The organism is Methanobrevibacter sp. UBA188 (genome assembly GCF_905234905.1).
Lineage (GTDB): Archaea > Methanobacteriota > Methanobacteria > Methanobacteriales > Methanobacteriaceae > Methanocatella.
This window is the reverse complement of sequence record NZ_CAJOJM010000032.1, coordinates 1-16,919: the sequence shown is the minus strand read 5'-3', so window position 1 is coordinate 16,919 and position 16,919 is coordinate 1. Positions and strand designations below refer to the sequence as shown.

Below are 16,919 nucleotides of genomic sequence, written 5' to 3'. Positions count from 1 at the left end.
TAATATCGCCCACAAAAATCAACTACGTTTAAAAAACAACAAGAAACATTAAATAAACACCCGTGAAATACAAATGAAACTACAAATTTTCCATTGTAAGTGATACATATCAAAAAAAAAATACAAAAATAAATGCCCCCAAAAAAAACTGAAAGTACACTGAATTACAAATACCCATACAAAAAAATATTAAAATCAATTATCATGACAAATGAAACCCAATAAATAACAATTCACAAAGGTATAACCCAACTTCAATTCATCCACGACCTTGAAGAGGTCATGGTATTCTTGCATCATTTAGATAAAATGCCTCTATGCCTATTTGTGAAACCCACAGCATATCAACAATACCATAAATTGCATCAAAAATACAAAAAAACTATTATGGGGATGCTTAATTTCCAAAATGAACTTTTGGGTTGTGAAACCAAATCTATCTCTTCATGCATATTTTTATTTTTATATGAACGAATTTATATTTTTTTGTAAATGCATATAGTGAATATTAAAAACAATATTTTATTTTTTGAAAGAACTATCATTTATGTTATTATCTTTTCATACCATCTAACAATATTTTAAATTATATAATGAAAATTTATTATAATTTTTACAAATATTTACACCTAATTATTGATAAATATAAAAATTGATTAAAAATAGAAATGAGACAACTAATCAAATTAATCTTTGCTGTGAATAAATATAGCTAGGTTCCCTAACCTCTTTTACAACATCACCCTCTTTAACCTCACCAATCAGCAAAGGTGAATTTGGATTATGCAACTTTTGGTTCCTTTTGACCAGCTTCATGTTGGCATTGGCATAGCAATATTTGCACCCATGAAGGCAGGTATTATATAATCCAATATCCCTTCCCATTAAACAATTGCATTCTCGATTTCTGTATTTTCCTTTGGGGACTTTTAAATTATTTCCAATAGCTTTTTCCAATACCTGTTGAGTCATGCAACCGGATGAATCAAATCCAAACTGGTCAAGCAATGTTCCTTCAACGCATGTTTTCATTTGCATATCATATTGCCTGGCAATTTTTGCAAAATTTTCACCAATAACCAAACGTTCCTCAGTCGTGACTTCACGGGCTTCGGGAAAATTCCTTAAAACCTTTTGATACAAATCAATGAAACTGATTGTGCAGTCAGAAGTAAAATCATGCAATTCAGATGCCATTTCTTCAAATTTATCAATATGAAAATCCAGGCCATATTTTTCAGTGATAAAAATAGGATCATATCTCCATGACACACAATTAATGCCCAATGTTTCAGAAAGCTCCTTAAATGTTTTCATGACCTTTTTGTAATTCACAACATTGACTTCAACGTCTTTTCCATAGGGATTTATTGTTGTAAACCAGAATTGCCTGTAATCGGATAGTTTATCCAAATTCTTTACCAGAGGTTTTGGATTTTTAGAGCAAAAACAGATACAGTCAACATTTTTGGGATTGAAATTATATTTATAAATCTGATTGTTATATGGGTTTTTGCTAAGTACGAAACCCTCTTCAATCCTGTTCAAGAACCATTTACTAAAAAAAGCAGGAATATCAGTTCTTGTGCCTGTGTTAAGAATCATAAAAAAAGAAAAAGTAAAAGAGATTTATAAATCTCTTCCGAAAATATGTACAGCTGCAGTACCACCGGTTCCTCCAATGTTGTGAGTCATACCAATTTCTGCACCTTCCACTTGACGTCCACCAGCTTCTCCTCTAAGTTGCCATACGATTTCAGCAGCTTGAGCGATACCGGTTGCACCTAATGGGTGTCCACGTGCTTTAAGACCTCCTGAAGAGTTGATTGGGAAATCACCATCGATTTCTGTTTGACCTTCTTCAATAGCTATTCCACCTTTACCTTTTTCAGCAAAACCTAAGTCTTCCACAGCCAATAGACCGTTGATTGAGAAACAATCGTGTACTTCAGTAACGTCAATGTCTTTTTGGGTGACTCCTGCCATTTCATAAGCTTTTCTGGATGCAACCTTAGTAGATTCAATGGTAGTAATGTCTTTTCTATCATGTAATGTTAAAGTTCCAGAAGCCTGTGCAGAAGCTTTTACATAAATTGGAGTATCAGTATATTTTTTGGCATCTTCAGCAGGCACCATTACAATAGCTGCTGCTCCGTCACTTACTGGAGAACAGTCAAGGAGAGTTAATGGGTCTGCAACCATAGTGGAATTTAATACCTTATCAACGCTGATTTCAAATGGGAATTGAGCATTAGGATTTTTAGATGCATTTTTATGGTTTACAACAGAAAATTGTGCCAATTGTTCACGAGTGGTTCCATATTCATACATATGTCTTTTTGCAATCATTGCATATAATGATGGGAAAGTAGCCCCTTGTTGTGCTTCCCATTCCTGATCTGATGCAGTAGCAATAGCTGGAGTTGCATCCACAACATCAGTCATTTTTTCAACACCTGCAGAAATAACCACATCATGAAAACCAGATGCTACAGCCATGATTCCTTGTCTTAATGCAAGACCGCCTGATGCACAAGCAGCTTCAACTCTTGTAGCTGGAATTGGATTAAGACCTACATGATCAGAAATAAGTGCTGCAATGTGTTCCTGTTCTACAAAAAGTCCAGAAGACATATTTCCAACAAACATTGCTTCAATGTCGTCACCACCAATATCTGCATCCACGATAGCTTTTAAACCAGCTTCAGCAATCAAATCCCTAAAGGAAGAATCCCATAATTCACCAAATTTAGTTTGTGAAACTCCGATAATCGCAACATCTCTCATATTCAAGCCCCCTTACATTTTAATTTTACCTTTGAATTTAGCATAAACAGCATAATCAACGTATGTTTTGTCATCAATGATATCTTGTGTTTTTGGAGCTAATTCTCTTCTTTTTTCAATTTCATCTTTTACAGTGATTGTGAATCCATCACTTCCTGCACCTGAACCATATGAGACAACAAATATTTTGTCACCAGGTTCTGCAACATCTAAAATGTTGGATAATGCAAGAGGCACAGCACCAGAATAGGTATTTCCAATATTAGGAGTTAAAAGACCTTGTTTGATTTGTTCTGATGTGAAACCTAATTTTTTACCTGCCCTCAAGTAGAATTTACCGTTAGGCTGATGGAAACAAGCATAATCATAATCTTCAGGCTTTGTATCAGTTTCTTCAAATAACATTTTTGCTGCACTTAAAACATGCTTGAAGTAAGCAGGCTCACCAGTAAAACGACCACCGTGTGACGGATAGTTTTGACCTTCCCTTCTGTAAAAATCAGGAGTATCAGTTGTAAAACTGCAAGTAGTATTTATATCTGCAATAGTGTCCTTATTACCAATGATATAAGCTGCACCACCAGCAGATGCAGTATATTCTAAAGCATCCCCAGGAGCACCTTGTGAAGTATCAGCACCAATAGCCAATGCATATTCAACCATTCCAGACTTTACAAGACCCATTGACATTTGAACACCTGCAGTTCCGGCTTTACAAGCAAATTCCAAATCTGCAGCAGTCAATTTAGGAGTTGCACAAATCGCTTCAGCAACAATAGAAGCTGTTGGCTTAACTGCATATGGATGTGATTCTGAACCTACATAAACAGCACCAATCTTACTTGGATCAATTTGAGCTCTTGCTAGAGCATATCTAGCAGCAGTAACTGCAATAGTTGCAGTATCTTCATCAGCAGAAGGAACGGATTTTTCATTAACAACCAATCCATTTGACAAAGCAACAGGGTCATCTCCCCATACTTTTGCAATTTCCTCTACTTTAATTCTATATGATGGCACATGCGCACCATATCCTACTATTCCTACCATTAAATCACCTTAAATCATAATATTTAAAGACATTAAAAATCAATTTAATTATTTATATTATATTTTTAGTATTATATAAAACTAACTAAAAAAGAGCATTATTTTAACAAAAAAAGAATTTTAAAAAAAGAATTTATTCAAGATGCAGTCGCCGGGATTCGAACCCGGGTTGTAGGCTTGGAAGGCCCAAGTAATAACCAGACTATACCACGACTGCATAAAAAATGCGGCGTCCGGGATTTGAACCCGGGTCTCTAACGTGGCAGGCTAGAGTCTTAACCAGGCTGGACTAACACCGCATGAAAACTAACAACAAGTAAACTTATGTTTTGATAGTATATAAAACTTTCGATTTTTAAAAGAATTTTATAAAAAAATAAAAAAATAATTAGATTTTTCTAGCAGTCACGCAAATCCAATCATGTTCTTCATCAACATATGCTTTGAAATCTTTAAAACCTGTCTTTTCAAGAGATTCCTTTAAAACGTCCTCAGAATAGATTTTCATGTCAAGAAGTTCCACAAGATCATCATATTTTTCCATTTGACCTTCCCTGTAAACTGCTTCATTACAGAAAAATACCAAACCATCTTTTTTAAGAACCCTGTTAACCTCTTTTAAATCATTGATGAAATCTGGCCAGAAATAAATTGTTTCAAAGCCTGTTACAATGTCAAATGTTTCATCATAGAATGGCATTTCAGACACTGATCCTTGCAATACGTTAACCTTTCCGGCATCAATTGCATCCTGATTTAATTTGGTGGACTTTTCCACACTGACTTCAGAATAATCAATTCCAACAACCCTGCCGTTTTCAGATATTTGGCCGGCAAATCTTTCAATGTTTCTCCCACCGCCGCATCCGATGTCGAGAATTTTGCTGTCTTCATTTATTTCAAAGTGAGTTACACCCCACTGAGCCATTGATTCATGGGATTCGTTCATCCTATCCAAGATTTGATGACCCAACTCCCCCACGGGTTTGCGGGCGTTTTTTATAAGTTCCTTATCTTCAATATTGTGACCTGTATTAACCTTATTTTCATCAGCCATTTTATCACCTACTTTTTGAATCCTTTACGTGTCTTAATAGCCTGACCTGTTTTGAATTCCTTTATTTCACAGGCTCCAAGCAATGCTTTTCCATATGCCAGCAACTTATCCTGCTCATTAACTATCAAAACTTCGTCCTTTGCACGTATATTATCATCACAGTCAACTACGAATTTACAGAATACACTTTTTCCATCAAGTGCAAACGGTTCGGAGTCCTTATTTACGACCACCCTATTTTCCGGATAAGGCATTGCATTATGAAGCCTTTTGGCACCTTCTTTTGATAAGACCAAATATGAATCTGATGCTCTCATGTTTACAATCAACACCTTTCCATCATAGATGTGTCTGATTTTGCCTGTTTTTTTACTTTTTTCTATTTTTATATTTCCATCAAACAATGCATCTCCAGCTCCGAAGCCGAATTGATAATCTGCGATTGCCTTAACTTTCTGGACATCATCCTTTTTATATCTTATCTCATCGGAATCAATGCACTTATTGTAAAGGCCAATTTCCAAGTCCTTGATTATCCGTGAATGTATTAAAACCTGGTCGTAATATTCCACAAATTCGGATATGAAATCCTCTACAAATTCAATGCTGTCTACATCACGTGTTTTTGGAGCATCATTCTGGCTTAAAGGATACACTTCATCAATTTCTAAAGGTATTAACCCAAACGGCACATCCAAGACCATGAAATCTGTGTTTTCCAAATCGATTTCCTGCTCTGCACCATAAATATAAAATTCACCAAGTTTTCCTGAGATAAATTTGGAGTAAGGTTTTCTGGTCGGAGGCAATATGACCAGGTCTCTTTTTTTAGGCATTTCACGCAATTTTTGCATGTGCCTTAAGACTTCGGGACGGCACAATGATTCTGGACCTGTGTAGAAAAACGCTGACTTTTTGCTTCTTGGATCGTATTTTTCCAAATCCATTGAATAATTTCCAAGCTGCCTTACAGCCTCCAGAAGTGCAGGATGGGCACGGCATCTTTCTTCAACAAGTTCCATTAAACTGCCTTCATAGATGGCCTGCCTAATCAATCTCAATTCAGCAAAAGAGACATGTAAATTATGTTGAGCTATTAAATCCCTTCTTTTCTCTTTTGGCATTGCCCTCAAGTCATCAGGAGTGTATTTGGTACATACTTCACAGGAGCATGGCATTTCCTGAAGGTTTTCCAGCTTATATGTTCCTCTAGTTGACAAAAGCCTGTCATCTTCTGCATACAAAATATATGCTGCTGAGTCAAACAGGTCACATCCCATCGCAACGCACAGTGCAAATATCATAGGATGGCCTGCACCCATCAGATGTCTTGCAGTGCTGTCAGGCAGTTCCTTCATCGAATTCATTACAACATCAACCAAATCCTTATAATGATAAGATTCCATCAAAGGAACTACAGCACCGATAGGATACAAATCAGCATCAAGTTTTGATAATTCACTGGCACATTTACGTCTTAAGTCAAGAAATGTGGAACCCTGAACTACTGAATTCAAAAGCATTTCCATATCCTGAGATTTTTTATAGTCAACAGCTTCACGGGCTCTTTCAAGAGTTATTTCCAAATCGCTTTCAGCCTTTTCACGGTCAACAAAAGGTGCTGTAGGAATGTCCAGGCTGGTTCCGATATCTGTTTTGATTAATTCCTGAAATTCTATGACTTCCTTGTTGGTGATTTCCACATCACCATATACTGAAAGCTGAAAGGAACCTGAATCGGTCATTATAGGGCCGTCAAAATGAATCAGTTCATGCAAACCCTTTTCAACAGCTTCCTTTTTCAAGTCTTCATCCTTATAAATCAGATATGCATTTGTAATTACAATATCAGCACCATATTTGCCCACATCAATAGTCTGTTTGCGCGGGTGAATTACCGGCATCAATGCAGGAGTCTTAACGTCACCATGTTTGGTTTTTAAAACACCTACACGCCCCATGTTATCTTTCGCTTTAATTTCAAACATTATACCTTACTCTAAATAGTTTTTAAAAATTAAATCATCAAGTTTAATTAAAAAAAATTGTCCTCAAAAAATAATTTGAAGGATAGTTAATATCTAAATAAAGTTTAAATTAGAAATTATATAAATCTTGCTCATTTAAAAATTAAAAAATTGCATCAACATGTTAAAAAATGATATCCCCATCAGATTCAGAAAAATTAATAAAAAAGGAAAAAAGGAGGTTAAAAAAATTTAACCCTATTTCGTGTTTAATCTGCATCCAGCATGTCTCAACAAATTTTAGGAGAAAATTTTTTAGTGATTCATCGTCTATTTATGGTCTATAGTAATTATAATGAGTAATAATACAGACATCCTGGAGAATCTAAAATTATCAACATGACATGCAACCATCACTCCACAATTGCAATATCATATTGGATATTAATAGATTCATGGCAGATTCATTTAATTTCAACATAGATGTTGAAACAGCATTAAAGTGAAGATAATCAACTTAATTATCATCACCATAACACTTCAATCCTAAGCAAATACCAAAAAATTTTACACATATATCAAGTAAAAAGTTTTGAATACTTAAGATTGTTAGTTATTATTATAAAATAAGTCATATATAAATGTTTTTATTAAAAAATAAGGAAAAATATCCAATAAATAAGAAAAATAAGCATTTTAAGAAGAAAAATTAAACGGCTAAAAATTGCCCAAATCAATCATCAAAAGTTAAAAATTTATAATAAATACTCCATCCACCCAAAAAATGACAAGATAAAATCTAACTGACAATGGTTAAATTACAATAAAAATAATTAAATAAGACTATTTTAAATAAAATAAAACCAATAATGAGTTGATTACTTAAAAAAACAGTACAAAATTCTTTATATAATAAAAAAAGAATGTCTAAAAGAAAAGGATTAAGAAAGCCCCAATCTCTAAAATAAGCATTCACAATGATTATTTATGAAAGTTAGCAAAAATCAACATGATTTGATTTCCAAGAGCATAAAATAAATTCTCAAGATAATTGATTAAAAAACAAAAATAGAACCAATCTACTCTTTTTTTATCATAAATGAACTGTTGAATTTGAATTATTGCAAAAACAAAGCTGAAATTTGAATTTAAATTTAATGACTGAAAAAGCAAAAATACCCTTGAATCAAAGCCAGATTATTAAAATAAAATCAATGAATCCATTAAACACTCAAAAAACATTTGAAATCGAATAAAGAATTTTAAAAATATAATTAATTTTTTACTAATCATTGAATTTTAAATTTAATCCTAAAGACAAAATTTAACTACAAAAACAAGATTTTTAGCCAACCAACAGATAACAATGCTAAAATCTAAAAAAATAACCCGAATAAATCACTAATTTTAATAATATTTAGAATAAAACCACTTATCTTTTAGTATTAAAGCATTTTAGCCAAATTAACAAAAAAATTATTAAAATCCAATTTTAATTTGAAACAACTTCAAAGATAAATATCAAGAAAAACAAAAATTTTTAGTGATAAAAATGAGTTATGAAGACAATGCCAGAATAATAAATGACGATATTTTCGATTTGGTAAATTCATGTTTCGAAGAGGAAAAAAGTACCCAAAATAATGAAGGAAGAGTTAATTTTTTTGATACTTATAAGAATTATTTCGTTTTAACCGATGATGGATCTTATTCTATCAACTCGAAGGAAATAAATCACAAAATTGAAACATTACATACATCTACCGGAGCAATAAGTGAGTCATTTGAGAAATTTATCAAACCAATGAAGTTCAACTACGAAGAGGACATTGCAATTTTAGACATATGTGCCGGACTCGGCTACAACTCATCAGCAGCAATAGAAGATTTCATGAAAAACTCTTCAAAATCCAATTTAACAATAGATATGGTTGAAATATCCTATGCAACACTTGCGTGCGGTCTTTTGATTCCTTCACCCATCAAAGCACATGACATTACCAAAAAAGCCATTGAAGATGAACTCATCAAACAGGATTATGCAACATTAAGCCTGGAGACTTGTGAAATTCCCGAAAATATTGACATCAATGTCTACATCGAAGATGCAAGACAAACTGTCCAGAAGCTGAAAGACAACACCTACGATGCAATATTTTTAGATCCGTTTTCACAGAACATGGCTCCCGAACTGTTTTCACTCGAATTTTTCAAAGAGTTCAGGAGAGTCATAAAAGATGATGGAATTGTTGCAACCTACACTTCATCCGCTCCAGTAAGGGCAGCTTTCATTGAAGCTGATTTCTATATTGGTCAAGGCCCTATTTTTGGAAGAAAACAGGGCGGAACACTGGCCAGTCCAAATCCATTGATGCTTGACACAGCACTGCCAAAAAATGATGAGATAAGAATTGCACTGTCAGATGTGGGAATTCCATTTAGAGACCCTAATCTAAACAACAGCAGCGATTACATTCTAGAAAAAAGAACAGAAGAAAGGCACAATGCCCGCCACACCACAAAAATTTCATCTGCCGTTAAAACACCCATATTTTTAGCATGTGAAATGGATGACGAGAAACTTAAAAGAAGAGTGGAACGCAATCTGGCAAAAATGAATATACCCTCAACAACTTCCGATGAAGCATTCTACATTGTTGAATGTGAAAACAGCTATTCAAAAAAACAAGACGAAAAAAACAATTCAAGAAATAGAATTTTAGATATGGAAAAAAAATTAAAAAAAGTTAAATCAGGAAATTATGACAATACATAATTTCCACTTTTTAAAGCATATGCTTCTTCTTTTGATGATTTATGAGGACCATCCAATATTTTTAAATGCATAGGATTACTCCAAACATGTTCATTACCGAATATTGAAAAGTCACAGTCACAGTCCTTACAGAAAATATTTCCTTCAGCACTTCCTGTTTCATATATGCCGGTTGCAGGGAAAATTCCTCCATCAGCATATTCACTACCGGCCCAGAAAATGTGCCAATAAAGATTATGACCTCCACAATACGGACATGTTCTCTCAAAGAGAGTTTTATAAAATGTATATCCATATTTGGATTCTTCACCAACAGCAGATGGTCTACCAACTACCATAAGCATACTTCCATCTTCAGAAACACCATACTTATCAAATTTAATACCTACAATAGGACCGTAAACATTGACAGTACAGGTTTTTGTGTAGTCTGTACGTGGGTCCTTACAAACAATTTTGTATTTTCCCTCTTTTAATTTGAAAGTAATGCTTGCAACACCTTTTACATTGGTTTTGACATTATATGTTTTGCCATTTAATGTCATTTGCATTTTGGTATTTTTCGCAAGACTACCATCCTGATTCAAAAGAGTTGCAGTATAGGTTGTCTCTGAATCTTCATATGTATTTTTAGTATATGCTCTAATTGAAGCCAATTTAACAGACACTTTAGTTTTTATTGAATATTTAGTATAAGGATCATATGATACGAAATCATAATTTCCTTTAGCTAATTTAAAGTTTACGCTAGCAATACCATCAGCATTAGTTTTAGCAGTTTTTTTAACGCCCTTGATATAAACATAAACTTTTGCATTTTTAACTAACTTATCATCCTTATAAAGTTTAACCTTAAATGTAGCTGTTTTGTCTGAGAATGTTGATACTTTACTAGCAGACAAAGTAGATAATATTGTTACATTTCTGCTTACCTTTTGACCGGTTTCAGGATTTATTGAAACCATTTTAAAGGTAGTAGGTTTTGAGATAATAGCGATTGAAGCTACACCCTTCGAATTAGTTTTTACACTGAAATATTCTCCGTTACGATAAAATTTAACATATTTATTTGCTAATAATTTCCCATTTTTTCCATAAAAGGTTGCTGAGAATTTTTTAGAACTTAAATAATGCTTTTTAACATTTGATGCAACAACAGAATTTTTTATGACTATCTTATTTGATTTTTTATATCCGTTTGGATGAATAGCCTGAATAACATGACTGCCAACTTTTAAATTGGAAGTTTCAAATGTTGCATAACCTTTAGCATCAGTTTTTTTAGAATATGTCTTACCGTTAACTTTAAATTTAACAGCAGCATCTTTTAAAGGATTGCCCTGACCATCTAAAAACTTAGCCTTATATTGGGCAGTGCTTTTATAGGTTGTAGTGACATCACTAGCTGAAATGACAGGCAATACTTTAATAGTATTCTTAATTTGTATATCACTATATTTTGCAGTAGCCACATAGCTACCTGAATTTAAAGTAATTGGAATAGATATCTTACCTGATTTATCAGTGACCTTAGTATATGAAACTCCATTGATAGTGATGGACACTGATGCATCTTTAACAGGTTCGAAATTTTCAAGCAAAGTCACGTCATAACTAGATCCATTCTTATAATACATCTTTACGTTATCGGCCTTTAGCTCATATAAAGTTCCAATTTGACTTTTATCATCATTATCAGTAACTTCAAGATTATTATCAGTAGAAATATCTTGAACTACACCCGAAGGAGGTTCTTCGTCTACTTCCCCAATAAGCATGTCATCACCAGTAGCATTATTTTCTACTGCCGCCACTGCGGAAATTGACAACATGAAAATTAGAGTTACCAAAAATAATTTTACTTTATTATTAAACATAACGTTAACTCCATCTAACATTTGTTCGTACATATATCTTATCACACTTTTCTTATAAAAAGCTTTTGATTTTAAAAAAAAGCATAAAAAAGCTTAATTTTGAAAAAATAAGCACAAAAACTATTATAAATGAAATAAAAACATTAAAATAGTTGAAATTATTATCAAAAGACTAATTTTAATTAAAAATTGAATAATTAATATTTATAATACTGAAAAAAAGTTATAATAATCCAGTTAATTTAAAATCCAAAATAAATATATAAATATCGCTGAGAATAATAAAAAACAAAATTTATTGAAGATATAGTAAAAATATTTAATTATATATTGTTAAATATAAAATAAGGAATATAGAAAAAGTTTTCAAAAAACTCATTCTACAGTCACACATTTTGCTAAATTTTTAGGTTTGTCAGGGTCATGTCCCTTTTCAACAGTAATATAATAGGCTATCAACTGCAACGGCACAATATAAACCAGCGGCGCAATAATCTCCTTCACGTCAGCATTGATTGCAATTACATCATCGGCTTTAGCTTTTAGTGATTCATCATCAGCTGACCCGATAGCCAAAACATTTGCTCCACGGGATTTAACCTCTTCCAAATTGCTCATGGTCTTTCTGTAATTATCCCCCGGAGGAATAATGACCACTACAGGAATTCCTTCATCAATCAAAGCCAAAGGACCATGCTTCAACTCACCTGCAGCATATCCTTCACCATGAATGTAGGTAATTTCCTTAAGCTTTAATGCACCCTCCAATGCAGTAGGGTATGAATAGCCTCTTCCCAAATAGAAGAAATCGCGAGCGTAATTGTATCTTTTTGAAAATTCCTCGATAAACTCGATTTCCTCAAGAGTCTCATCAATGAAATCCGGAACCTTTTCAATTTCCTTTAAAAGCTCCACATTTTTAGACAGCAATGCTGCAAACAGATAAATGGAAGTTAACTGAGCAACATAGGTTTTAGTTGCCGCCACCCCAATTTCAGGACCTGCCTGAGTCTGAATTACATATTGAGCCCTTCTTGTAATTGATGATCCTGCAACATTAACAATTCCCAAAGTTTTGGATGTCTGATTTGCCACATCCAATGCCTTAAGTGAATCTGCAGTTTCCCCGGATTGGGATATGAATATTACCAAAGTCTTATCGTTTAAAGTGTTGGCAGAATATTTGAACTCGGAAGCGAGAATGACATCGGTTGGAACGCCCGCCAGCGATTCAATCAAATATTTTCCTGTCAGTGACGCATGATATGATGTTCCGCAGGCTACAAAGCATATCCTTTGAATGTCATCAATGTCATCAATGATTTCCTGAATATTGTCCTTTTGAGTCAATGTATTTCTAACTGCTGTTGCCTGTTCATTAATTTCCTTTATCATGAAATGGTCATATCCTTCTTTTTCAGCCATTTCAGGAGTCCAGTTAATGGTATCTATTTCCTTGTTGACCACATTGTCAAATTCATCATGAACCACAACACCATCCTTATCCAGAATTACAATCTCACCCCTTTCAGGATAAATTATGTCACGTGCATATTTTAAAATTGCCGGAGAGTCTGATGCAAGATAATAACCCTCTTCACCAATACCTACAATCAGTGGAGAGTCCTTACGGGTTGCAACAATCTTGTCCGGCTCATTTTTGCTGATTGCAGCAATCGCATAAGCCCCTTCAATAACATCGATGGTTTTCCTGACGGCATGCTCAAGGTCGAATTTTTCATCCATGAACTTTTGAATCAGATGAGGAATGACTTCAGTGTCTGTGTCTGATTTGAATACATGACCTTCAAGGGTTAATTTTTCCTTAATCTCCAAATAATTCTCAATGATACCGTTGTGAACAACAGCAATACTAGCATCTTCATCAACATGAGGATGTGAATTTAATTTTGACGGATCACCGTGTGTTGCCCATCGAACATGAGCAATACCAAAATTGCCAGGCATATCTGACAAATCCAATTTCTTGTCCACTTCTTCGATTTTACCTTTATCCTTTTTGATATGAATATTATCATCTGCAAATGTAGCAAGTCCGATTGAATCATATCCCCTATATTCCAATTTTGAAATACAATCAAAAAGAATCGGCGCCACATCACCATCTTCTTTCAATATACAACCTACAATTCCACACATCTAATCACCTTGATAATCGTAAATATCCTTATAAAGGTTTACAACATCCCCTATTATTAAAATAGCAGGAGTGTTAATTTCCTTATCCGAAATGTCTCCCAATGTTCCAAATACTACGTTTTCATCAGGAAGAGTTCCGCTTTCAACAGCACAGACAGGTGTGTCGGCTGAACGGTATTTCATGATTTCGGAAGTATTTTCTTTAATATTTCCAATTCCCATTAAAATAATTAATGTATCGGCAGTGTAATCCCAGTGAACTTGGCTTTCTGCTTTTGTCGGGTCTTCATGACCTGTTACAATAGTCACTGATGTTGCTACTGCCCTGTGAGTTACTGGCAGTCCCAGTGAAGTTGGTGCTCCAATAGCGGAAGTTACACCCGGAATTACTTCAAATTTGATATCATGTTCCATTAAAGCCAATATTTCTTCACCGCCACGGCCAAATACAAAAGGATCTCCTCCCTTGAGCCTTACAACATTTTCATGATTTTGAGCCTGCTGGATAATCAGTTCATTGATTTGGTCTTGTGTTTTATAATGCTCCCCCGCCTTTTTTCCGACATAAATTTTTTCTGCTGAATCGGGAGCGTGTGCCAATATTTCTTCATTGGCCAAATAATCATACAATACGACATCAGCCTTATTCAATGCTTTCACTGCTTTAAGAGTTATTAAATCAGCATCTCCAGGTCCTGCACCAATTAAATAAACTACCATCTTATCACATTATAAAAATCCTTTAAAAAAGTTTAAACCATCATCGGAACCAAACAATTCCTCACAAGCTCTTTCAGGGTGAGGCATCATAGCGCAAACAAGTCCTGACTCATCACAAACGCTTGTGATTGCTTCCATTGAACCGTTAGGGTTTTTGCCTTCAAACTGCAATACGATTTGGTCCTGGTCTTTTAAAAGGTCAATGTCTTCTGTGTAAAACCTTCCTTCAGCATGAGCTATAGGAAGAGCGATTGTCTGATTGTTTTTGAATGCTTTGATAAAAGGAGTCCTGTTGGTTGCCACTTTCAAATTAACCCATTCACAGTTGAATTTAGGATATTCGTTTGTTATGAAAATTCCTGGAACAAGACCGATTTCTCCTAAAATCTGTGCTCCATTACATATTCCTAAAACCGGTTTTTCCTCTTTTACCAATTCTTTAATTCCATCAATTACAGGTGTGATTGAAGCCATTGCACCAGCTCTCAAGTAATCCCCATAAGAAAATCCTCCAGGAATCACTATACCGTCAAAATCAGTTAGCTTTTCCTCATTCCACCAGATGTATTCTGGAGTAAGGCCTGCCAATTCAATAGCCTGTGCAACATCCCTGTCACAGTTGGTTCCAGGAAATCTGATTACTCCGATTTTCATTTAAATCCCCCTATTTACCACATGCCATATTTTGTGGAATAACATTAATTTTATAATCGTGAATTACAGGATTACACAACAATCTTTCACACATGTCGGTGACATTGTCCCTGATTGCTTCCCTGTCTTCACCTTCCATTTGGAATTTGATGATTTCAACAGTTTTTACGTTGTTTACATCATAACCAAGTAATTCAAGAGATCTTTCAATTGTTGTTGCTTCAGGGTTCAACATTCCGCTTTTAAGAGAAATTTTCACTTCAATATCAAATAACATCTAAATCACCTTTTCATCATCAGGAATAATTCTATTGTACACTTCAATGTAAGCATCCATAACTTCGTCGTCTTTTCCTTTTCTAAACAGTTCCTTATCCAACATTTCCAATGTTTCACTATCCCATAGTCTGCATCCGTCAGGAGAAATCTCATCACCTAAAAGAATGTTTCCATCCTTATCCTTACCGAATTCAACCTTGTAGTCAACCAGAATAATTCCTGCATCCGCAAAGAATTTGGTTAAAATTTCATTGATTTTTAAGGCCTTTTGGGTTAGGATATCGATTTCTTCCTGGGTAGCTATTCCCAGTGCCTTGATAATGGAATCATTAAGCATAGGGTCATGATATTCATCATCCTTAAAATCCATTTGAACAATTGGAGGGTCCAATTTGGTACCGTCATCAATTGGATATTTGCGAACAAGACTGCCTGTAGCAATGTTTCTTACAATCACTTCAATTGGAATCATTTCAAGCTTTTTTGCAAGCATAACATTAGGTTCCGGCAGGTCGATGAACTGGGTTTCAATGCCGTTTTCTTCCAATACCTTGAATATTTTTGTAGAAATTATCGCATTGTAGGCTCCCTTATTGTTCATTACCTCTTTTCTTGCACCATCACCGGCAGTCATATCATCTCTAAACTCGATAATGACCTGATTCTCGTTATCGGTAGTAAATACACTTTTTACTTTTCCGCCATTAATTAACTCTTTTTTGTCCATGATATCAACAAAATTATTAAATTATTATATTATAATTTTTGATTAAAATATTATATAAAAGTAGTTAAAAAAATAAGAAAAAATAGCAGGTTACAAATCATCAACGAATTTTTCATCACCCTCATTCTGGCCGAACTTCATTCCGTTCAAATTTCCGTTTGGAAGTTTTGACATTATTATTACCGGAAATTCATCATTTGGCCTTATGTGCATTTGATGAGTGACGTTTTGACGTGTGGTAACCTCTATCATATAATCATTGCCATCCATTGTCAGGTCTCCGTCCAAGAAGACCTCATTGAATGGATGCTTTAAAAGATAATTGGGAAGATTATCTTCAATATTGAAATAATCAAGCAAATCCTTTAAAATCAATCGAAATCCCCTTTATTCAGTTTTGCCTGATCGGAATCATAAGAGGAACCTATCAGTTCACCGGTATCCGAATCATACTGACGGAATCCTCCATCACCATAGGAAACTTCCTTATAGGAGCCTCCGCCGGCCTGACCGTTTTCCTTGATTTCCTCTTTTACAACATCAGAAGATCCACTATTACTTACTTTATCTACAACCTTATTCAAAGCAGAGCCACTGCCATCAGAGTCTAGAAACTTATATGCCACAGCACCGCCGCCGATGACAAGTATCGCTGCAATCACCAATATTGCTATTATAAAGCCTTTCATATTTTCACCTCTAAAAAATATTTCGCTAATAAGTATGAACAAAAGTTATAAAAATACTTTTCTATAATATATAATATTATGGATATGAAAAATACCACAATACTTCTCATATTTTTGTTGTGCATAATAGGTTTGATTGCTGGAATCTACTATAATGAAGCCAGCGAGAGCACTGC

The 16,919-nt window shown here is 34.3% G+C and carries 14 protein-coding genes and 2 tRNA genes; 1 reads left to right on the top strand and 15 read right to left on the bottom strand.

Going from position 1 to position 16,919, the window contains the following annotated elements; genetic code table 11:
• Positions 1 to 681: 681 nt before the first annotated feature.
• From QZ143_RS07165 to tgtA, 7 genes are all read right to left on the bottom strand, one after another.
• The gene (locus tag QZ143_RS07165; protein WP_292882662.1) at positions 682 to 1,605 is read right to left on the bottom strand and encodes a DUF1848 domain-containing protein; all 924 of its coding nucleotides are present in this window, start codon (positions 1,603 to 1,605) and stop codon (positions 682 to 684) included.
• Positions 1,606 to 1,629: 24 nt separating this feature from the next.
• Positions 1,630 to 2,787 carry a thiolase domain-containing protein gene (locus QZ143_RS07160; protein WP_292609514.1) on the bottom strand — a complete coding sequence of 386 codons (1,158 nt, stop codon included), beginning with the start codon at positions 2,785 to 2,787 and terminating at the stop codon, positions 1,630 to 1,632.
• 12 nt (positions 2,788 to 2,799) lie between these two features.
• Positions 2,800 to 3,837, bottom strand: coding sequence for a hydroxymethylglutaryl-CoA synthase (locus tag QZ143_RS07155; protein ID WP_292609516.1), 1,038 nt, complete (start codon positions 3,835 to 3,837; stop codon positions 2,800 to 2,802).
• Positions 3,838 to 3,980: 143 nt separating this feature from the next.
• A tRNA-Gly gene (locus tag QZ143_RS07150) sits at positions 3,981 to 4,054 on the bottom strand.
• 8 nt (positions 4,055 to 4,062) lie between these two features.
• Positions 4,063 to 4,136 (bottom strand) — tRNA-Gly (locus QZ143_RS07145).
• Between the two features lie 89 nt (positions 4,137 to 4,225).
• A complete protein-coding gene (locus QZ143_RS07140; protein ID WP_292609518.1) occupies positions 4,226 to 4,894 on the bottom strand; it encodes a class I SAM-dependent methyltransferase in 669 nt (222 codons plus the stop codon).
• Between the two features lie 8 nt (positions 4,895 to 4,902).
• Entirely contained in the window at positions 4,903 to 6,882 is a 1,980-nt protein-coding gene (tgtA, locus tag QZ143_RS07135) for a tRNA guanosine(15) transglycosylase TgtA (protein WP_292882659.1), read from the bottom strand.
• A 1,531-nt stretch (positions 6,883 to 8,413) separates the two neighbouring features.
• Between tgtA and QZ143_RS07130 the strand changes: the two genes are divergently transcribed.
• The gene (locus QZ143_RS07130; RefSeq protein ID WP_292882656.1) at positions 8,414 to 9,637 is read left to right on the top strand and encodes an MnmC family methyltransferase; all 1,224 of its coding nucleotides are present in this window, start codon (positions 8,414 to 8,416) and stop codon (positions 9,635 to 9,637) included.
• Here the strand turns inward: QZ143_RS07130 and QZ143_RS07125 are convergent.
• The 8 genes from QZ143_RS07125 to QZ143_RS07090 all read right to left on the bottom strand — a co-directional run bounded on the left by QZ143_RS07125 (position 9,622) and on the right by QZ143_RS07090 (position 16,743).
• Positions 9,622 to 11,514, bottom strand: a complete 1,893-nt coding sequence (locus QZ143_RS07125) for an Ig-like domain-containing protein (protein WP_292882653.1) — start codon at positions 11,512 to 11,514, stop codon at positions 9,622 to 9,624. The two genes, QZ143_RS07130 and QZ143_RS07125, sit on opposite strands and share 16 nt — an antisense overlap.
• A 375-nt stretch (positions 11,515 to 11,889) precedes the next feature.
• Positions 11,890 to 13,674 (bottom strand): glutamine--fructose-6-phosphate transaminase (isomerizing), encoded by a 1,785-nt coding sequence (gene glmS, locus QZ143_RS07120; protein ID WP_292882650.1) that lies wholly within the window; start codon positions 13,672 to 13,674, stop codon positions 11,890 to 11,892.
• On the bottom strand, positions 13,675 to 14,394 hold the full coding sequence (gene cobA / locus QZ143_RS07115; protein ID WP_292882648.1) for a uroporphyrinogen-III C-methyltransferase: 720 nt from the start codon (positions 14,392 to 14,394) through the stop codon (positions 13,675 to 13,677).
• Positions 14,395 to 14,403: 9 nt separating this feature from the next.
• Entirely contained in the window at positions 14,404 to 15,048 is a 645-nt protein-coding gene (gene purQ, locus QZ143_RS07110) for a phosphoribosylformylglycinamidine synthase subunit PurQ (protein WP_292882646.1), read from the bottom strand.
• Between the two features lie 10 nt (positions 15,049 to 15,058).
• Complete coding sequence (purS, locus tag QZ143_RS07105; protein ID WP_292609532.1) at positions 15,059 to 15,325, bottom strand: phosphoribosylformylglycinamidine synthase subunit PurS; 267 nt, start codon at positions 15,323 to 15,325, stop codon at positions 15,059 to 15,061.
• On the bottom strand, positions 15,326 to 16,054 hold the full coding sequence (purC, locus tag QZ143_RS07100; protein ID WP_292609534.1) for a phosphoribosylaminoimidazolesuccinocarboxamide synthase: 729 nt from the start codon (positions 16,052 to 16,054) through the stop codon (positions 15,326 to 15,328).
• Between the two features lie 90 nt (positions 16,055 to 16,144).
• Positions 16,145 to 16,429 carry a hypothetical protein gene (locus tag QZ143_RS07095; RefSeq protein ID WP_292882643.1) on the bottom strand — a complete coding sequence of 95 codons (285 nt, stop codon included), beginning with the start codon at positions 16,427 to 16,429 and terminating at the stop codon, positions 16,145 to 16,147.
• A complete protein-coding gene (locus QZ143_RS07090) occupies positions 16,426 to 16,743 on the bottom strand; it encodes a hypothetical protein (protein ID WP_292882640.1) in 318 nt (105 codons plus the stop codon). The genes QZ143_RS07095 and QZ143_RS07090 overlap by 4 nt, the downstream gene beginning before the upstream one ends.
• Positions 16,744 to 16,919 lie beyond the last annotated feature (176 nt).

Coding starts and splice junctions, on each gene's coding strand:
- cobA (WP_292882648.1), bottom strand. CDS start 14,394: ATGGTAGTTTATTTAATTGGTGCAGGACCTGGAGATGCTGATTTAATA.
- QZ143_RS07155 (WP_292609516.1), bottom strand. CDS start 3,837: ATGGTAGGAATAGTAGGATATGGTGCGCATGTGCCATCATATAGAATT.
- purS (WP_292609532.1), bottom strand. CDS start 15,325: ATGTTATTTGATATTGAAGTGAAAATTTCTCTTAAAAGCGGAATGTTG.
- tgtA (WP_292882659.1), bottom strand. CDS start 6,882: ATGTTTGAAATTAAAGCGAAAGATAACATGGGGCGTGTAGGTGTTTTA.
- glmS (WP_292882650.1), bottom strand. CDS start 13,674: ATGTGTGGAATTGTAGGTTGTATATTGAAAGAAGATGGTGATGTGGCG.
- purQ (WP_292882646.1), bottom strand. CDS start 15,048: ATGAAAATCGGAGTAATCAGATTTCCTGGAACCAACTGTGACAGGGAT.
- QZ143_RS07165 (WP_292882662.1), bottom strand. CDS start 1,605: ATGATTCTTAACACAGGCACAAGAACTGATATTCCTGCTTTTTTTAGT.
- QZ143_RS07140 (WP_292609518.1), bottom strand. CDS start 4,894: ATGGCTGATGAAAATAAGGTTAATACAGGTCACAATATTGAAGATAAG.
- purC (WP_292609534.1), bottom strand. CDS start 16,054: ATGGACAAAAAAGAGTTAATTAATGGCGGAAAAGTAAAAAGTGTATTT.
- QZ143_RS07090 (WP_292882640.1), bottom strand. CDS start 16,743: ATGAAAGGCTTTATAATAGCAATATTGGTGATTGCAGCGATACTTGTC.
- QZ143_RS07130 (WP_292882656.1), top strand. CDS start 8,414: ATGAGTTATGAAGACAATGCCAGAATAATAAATGACGATATTTTCGAT.
- QZ143_RS07160 (WP_292609514.1), bottom strand. CDS start 2,787: ATGAGAGATGTTGCGATTATCGGAGTTTCACAAACTAAATTTGGTGAA.
- QZ143_RS07125 (WP_292882653.1), bottom strand. CDS start 11,514: ATGTTTAATAATAAAGTAAAATTATTTTTGGTAACTCTAATTTTCATG.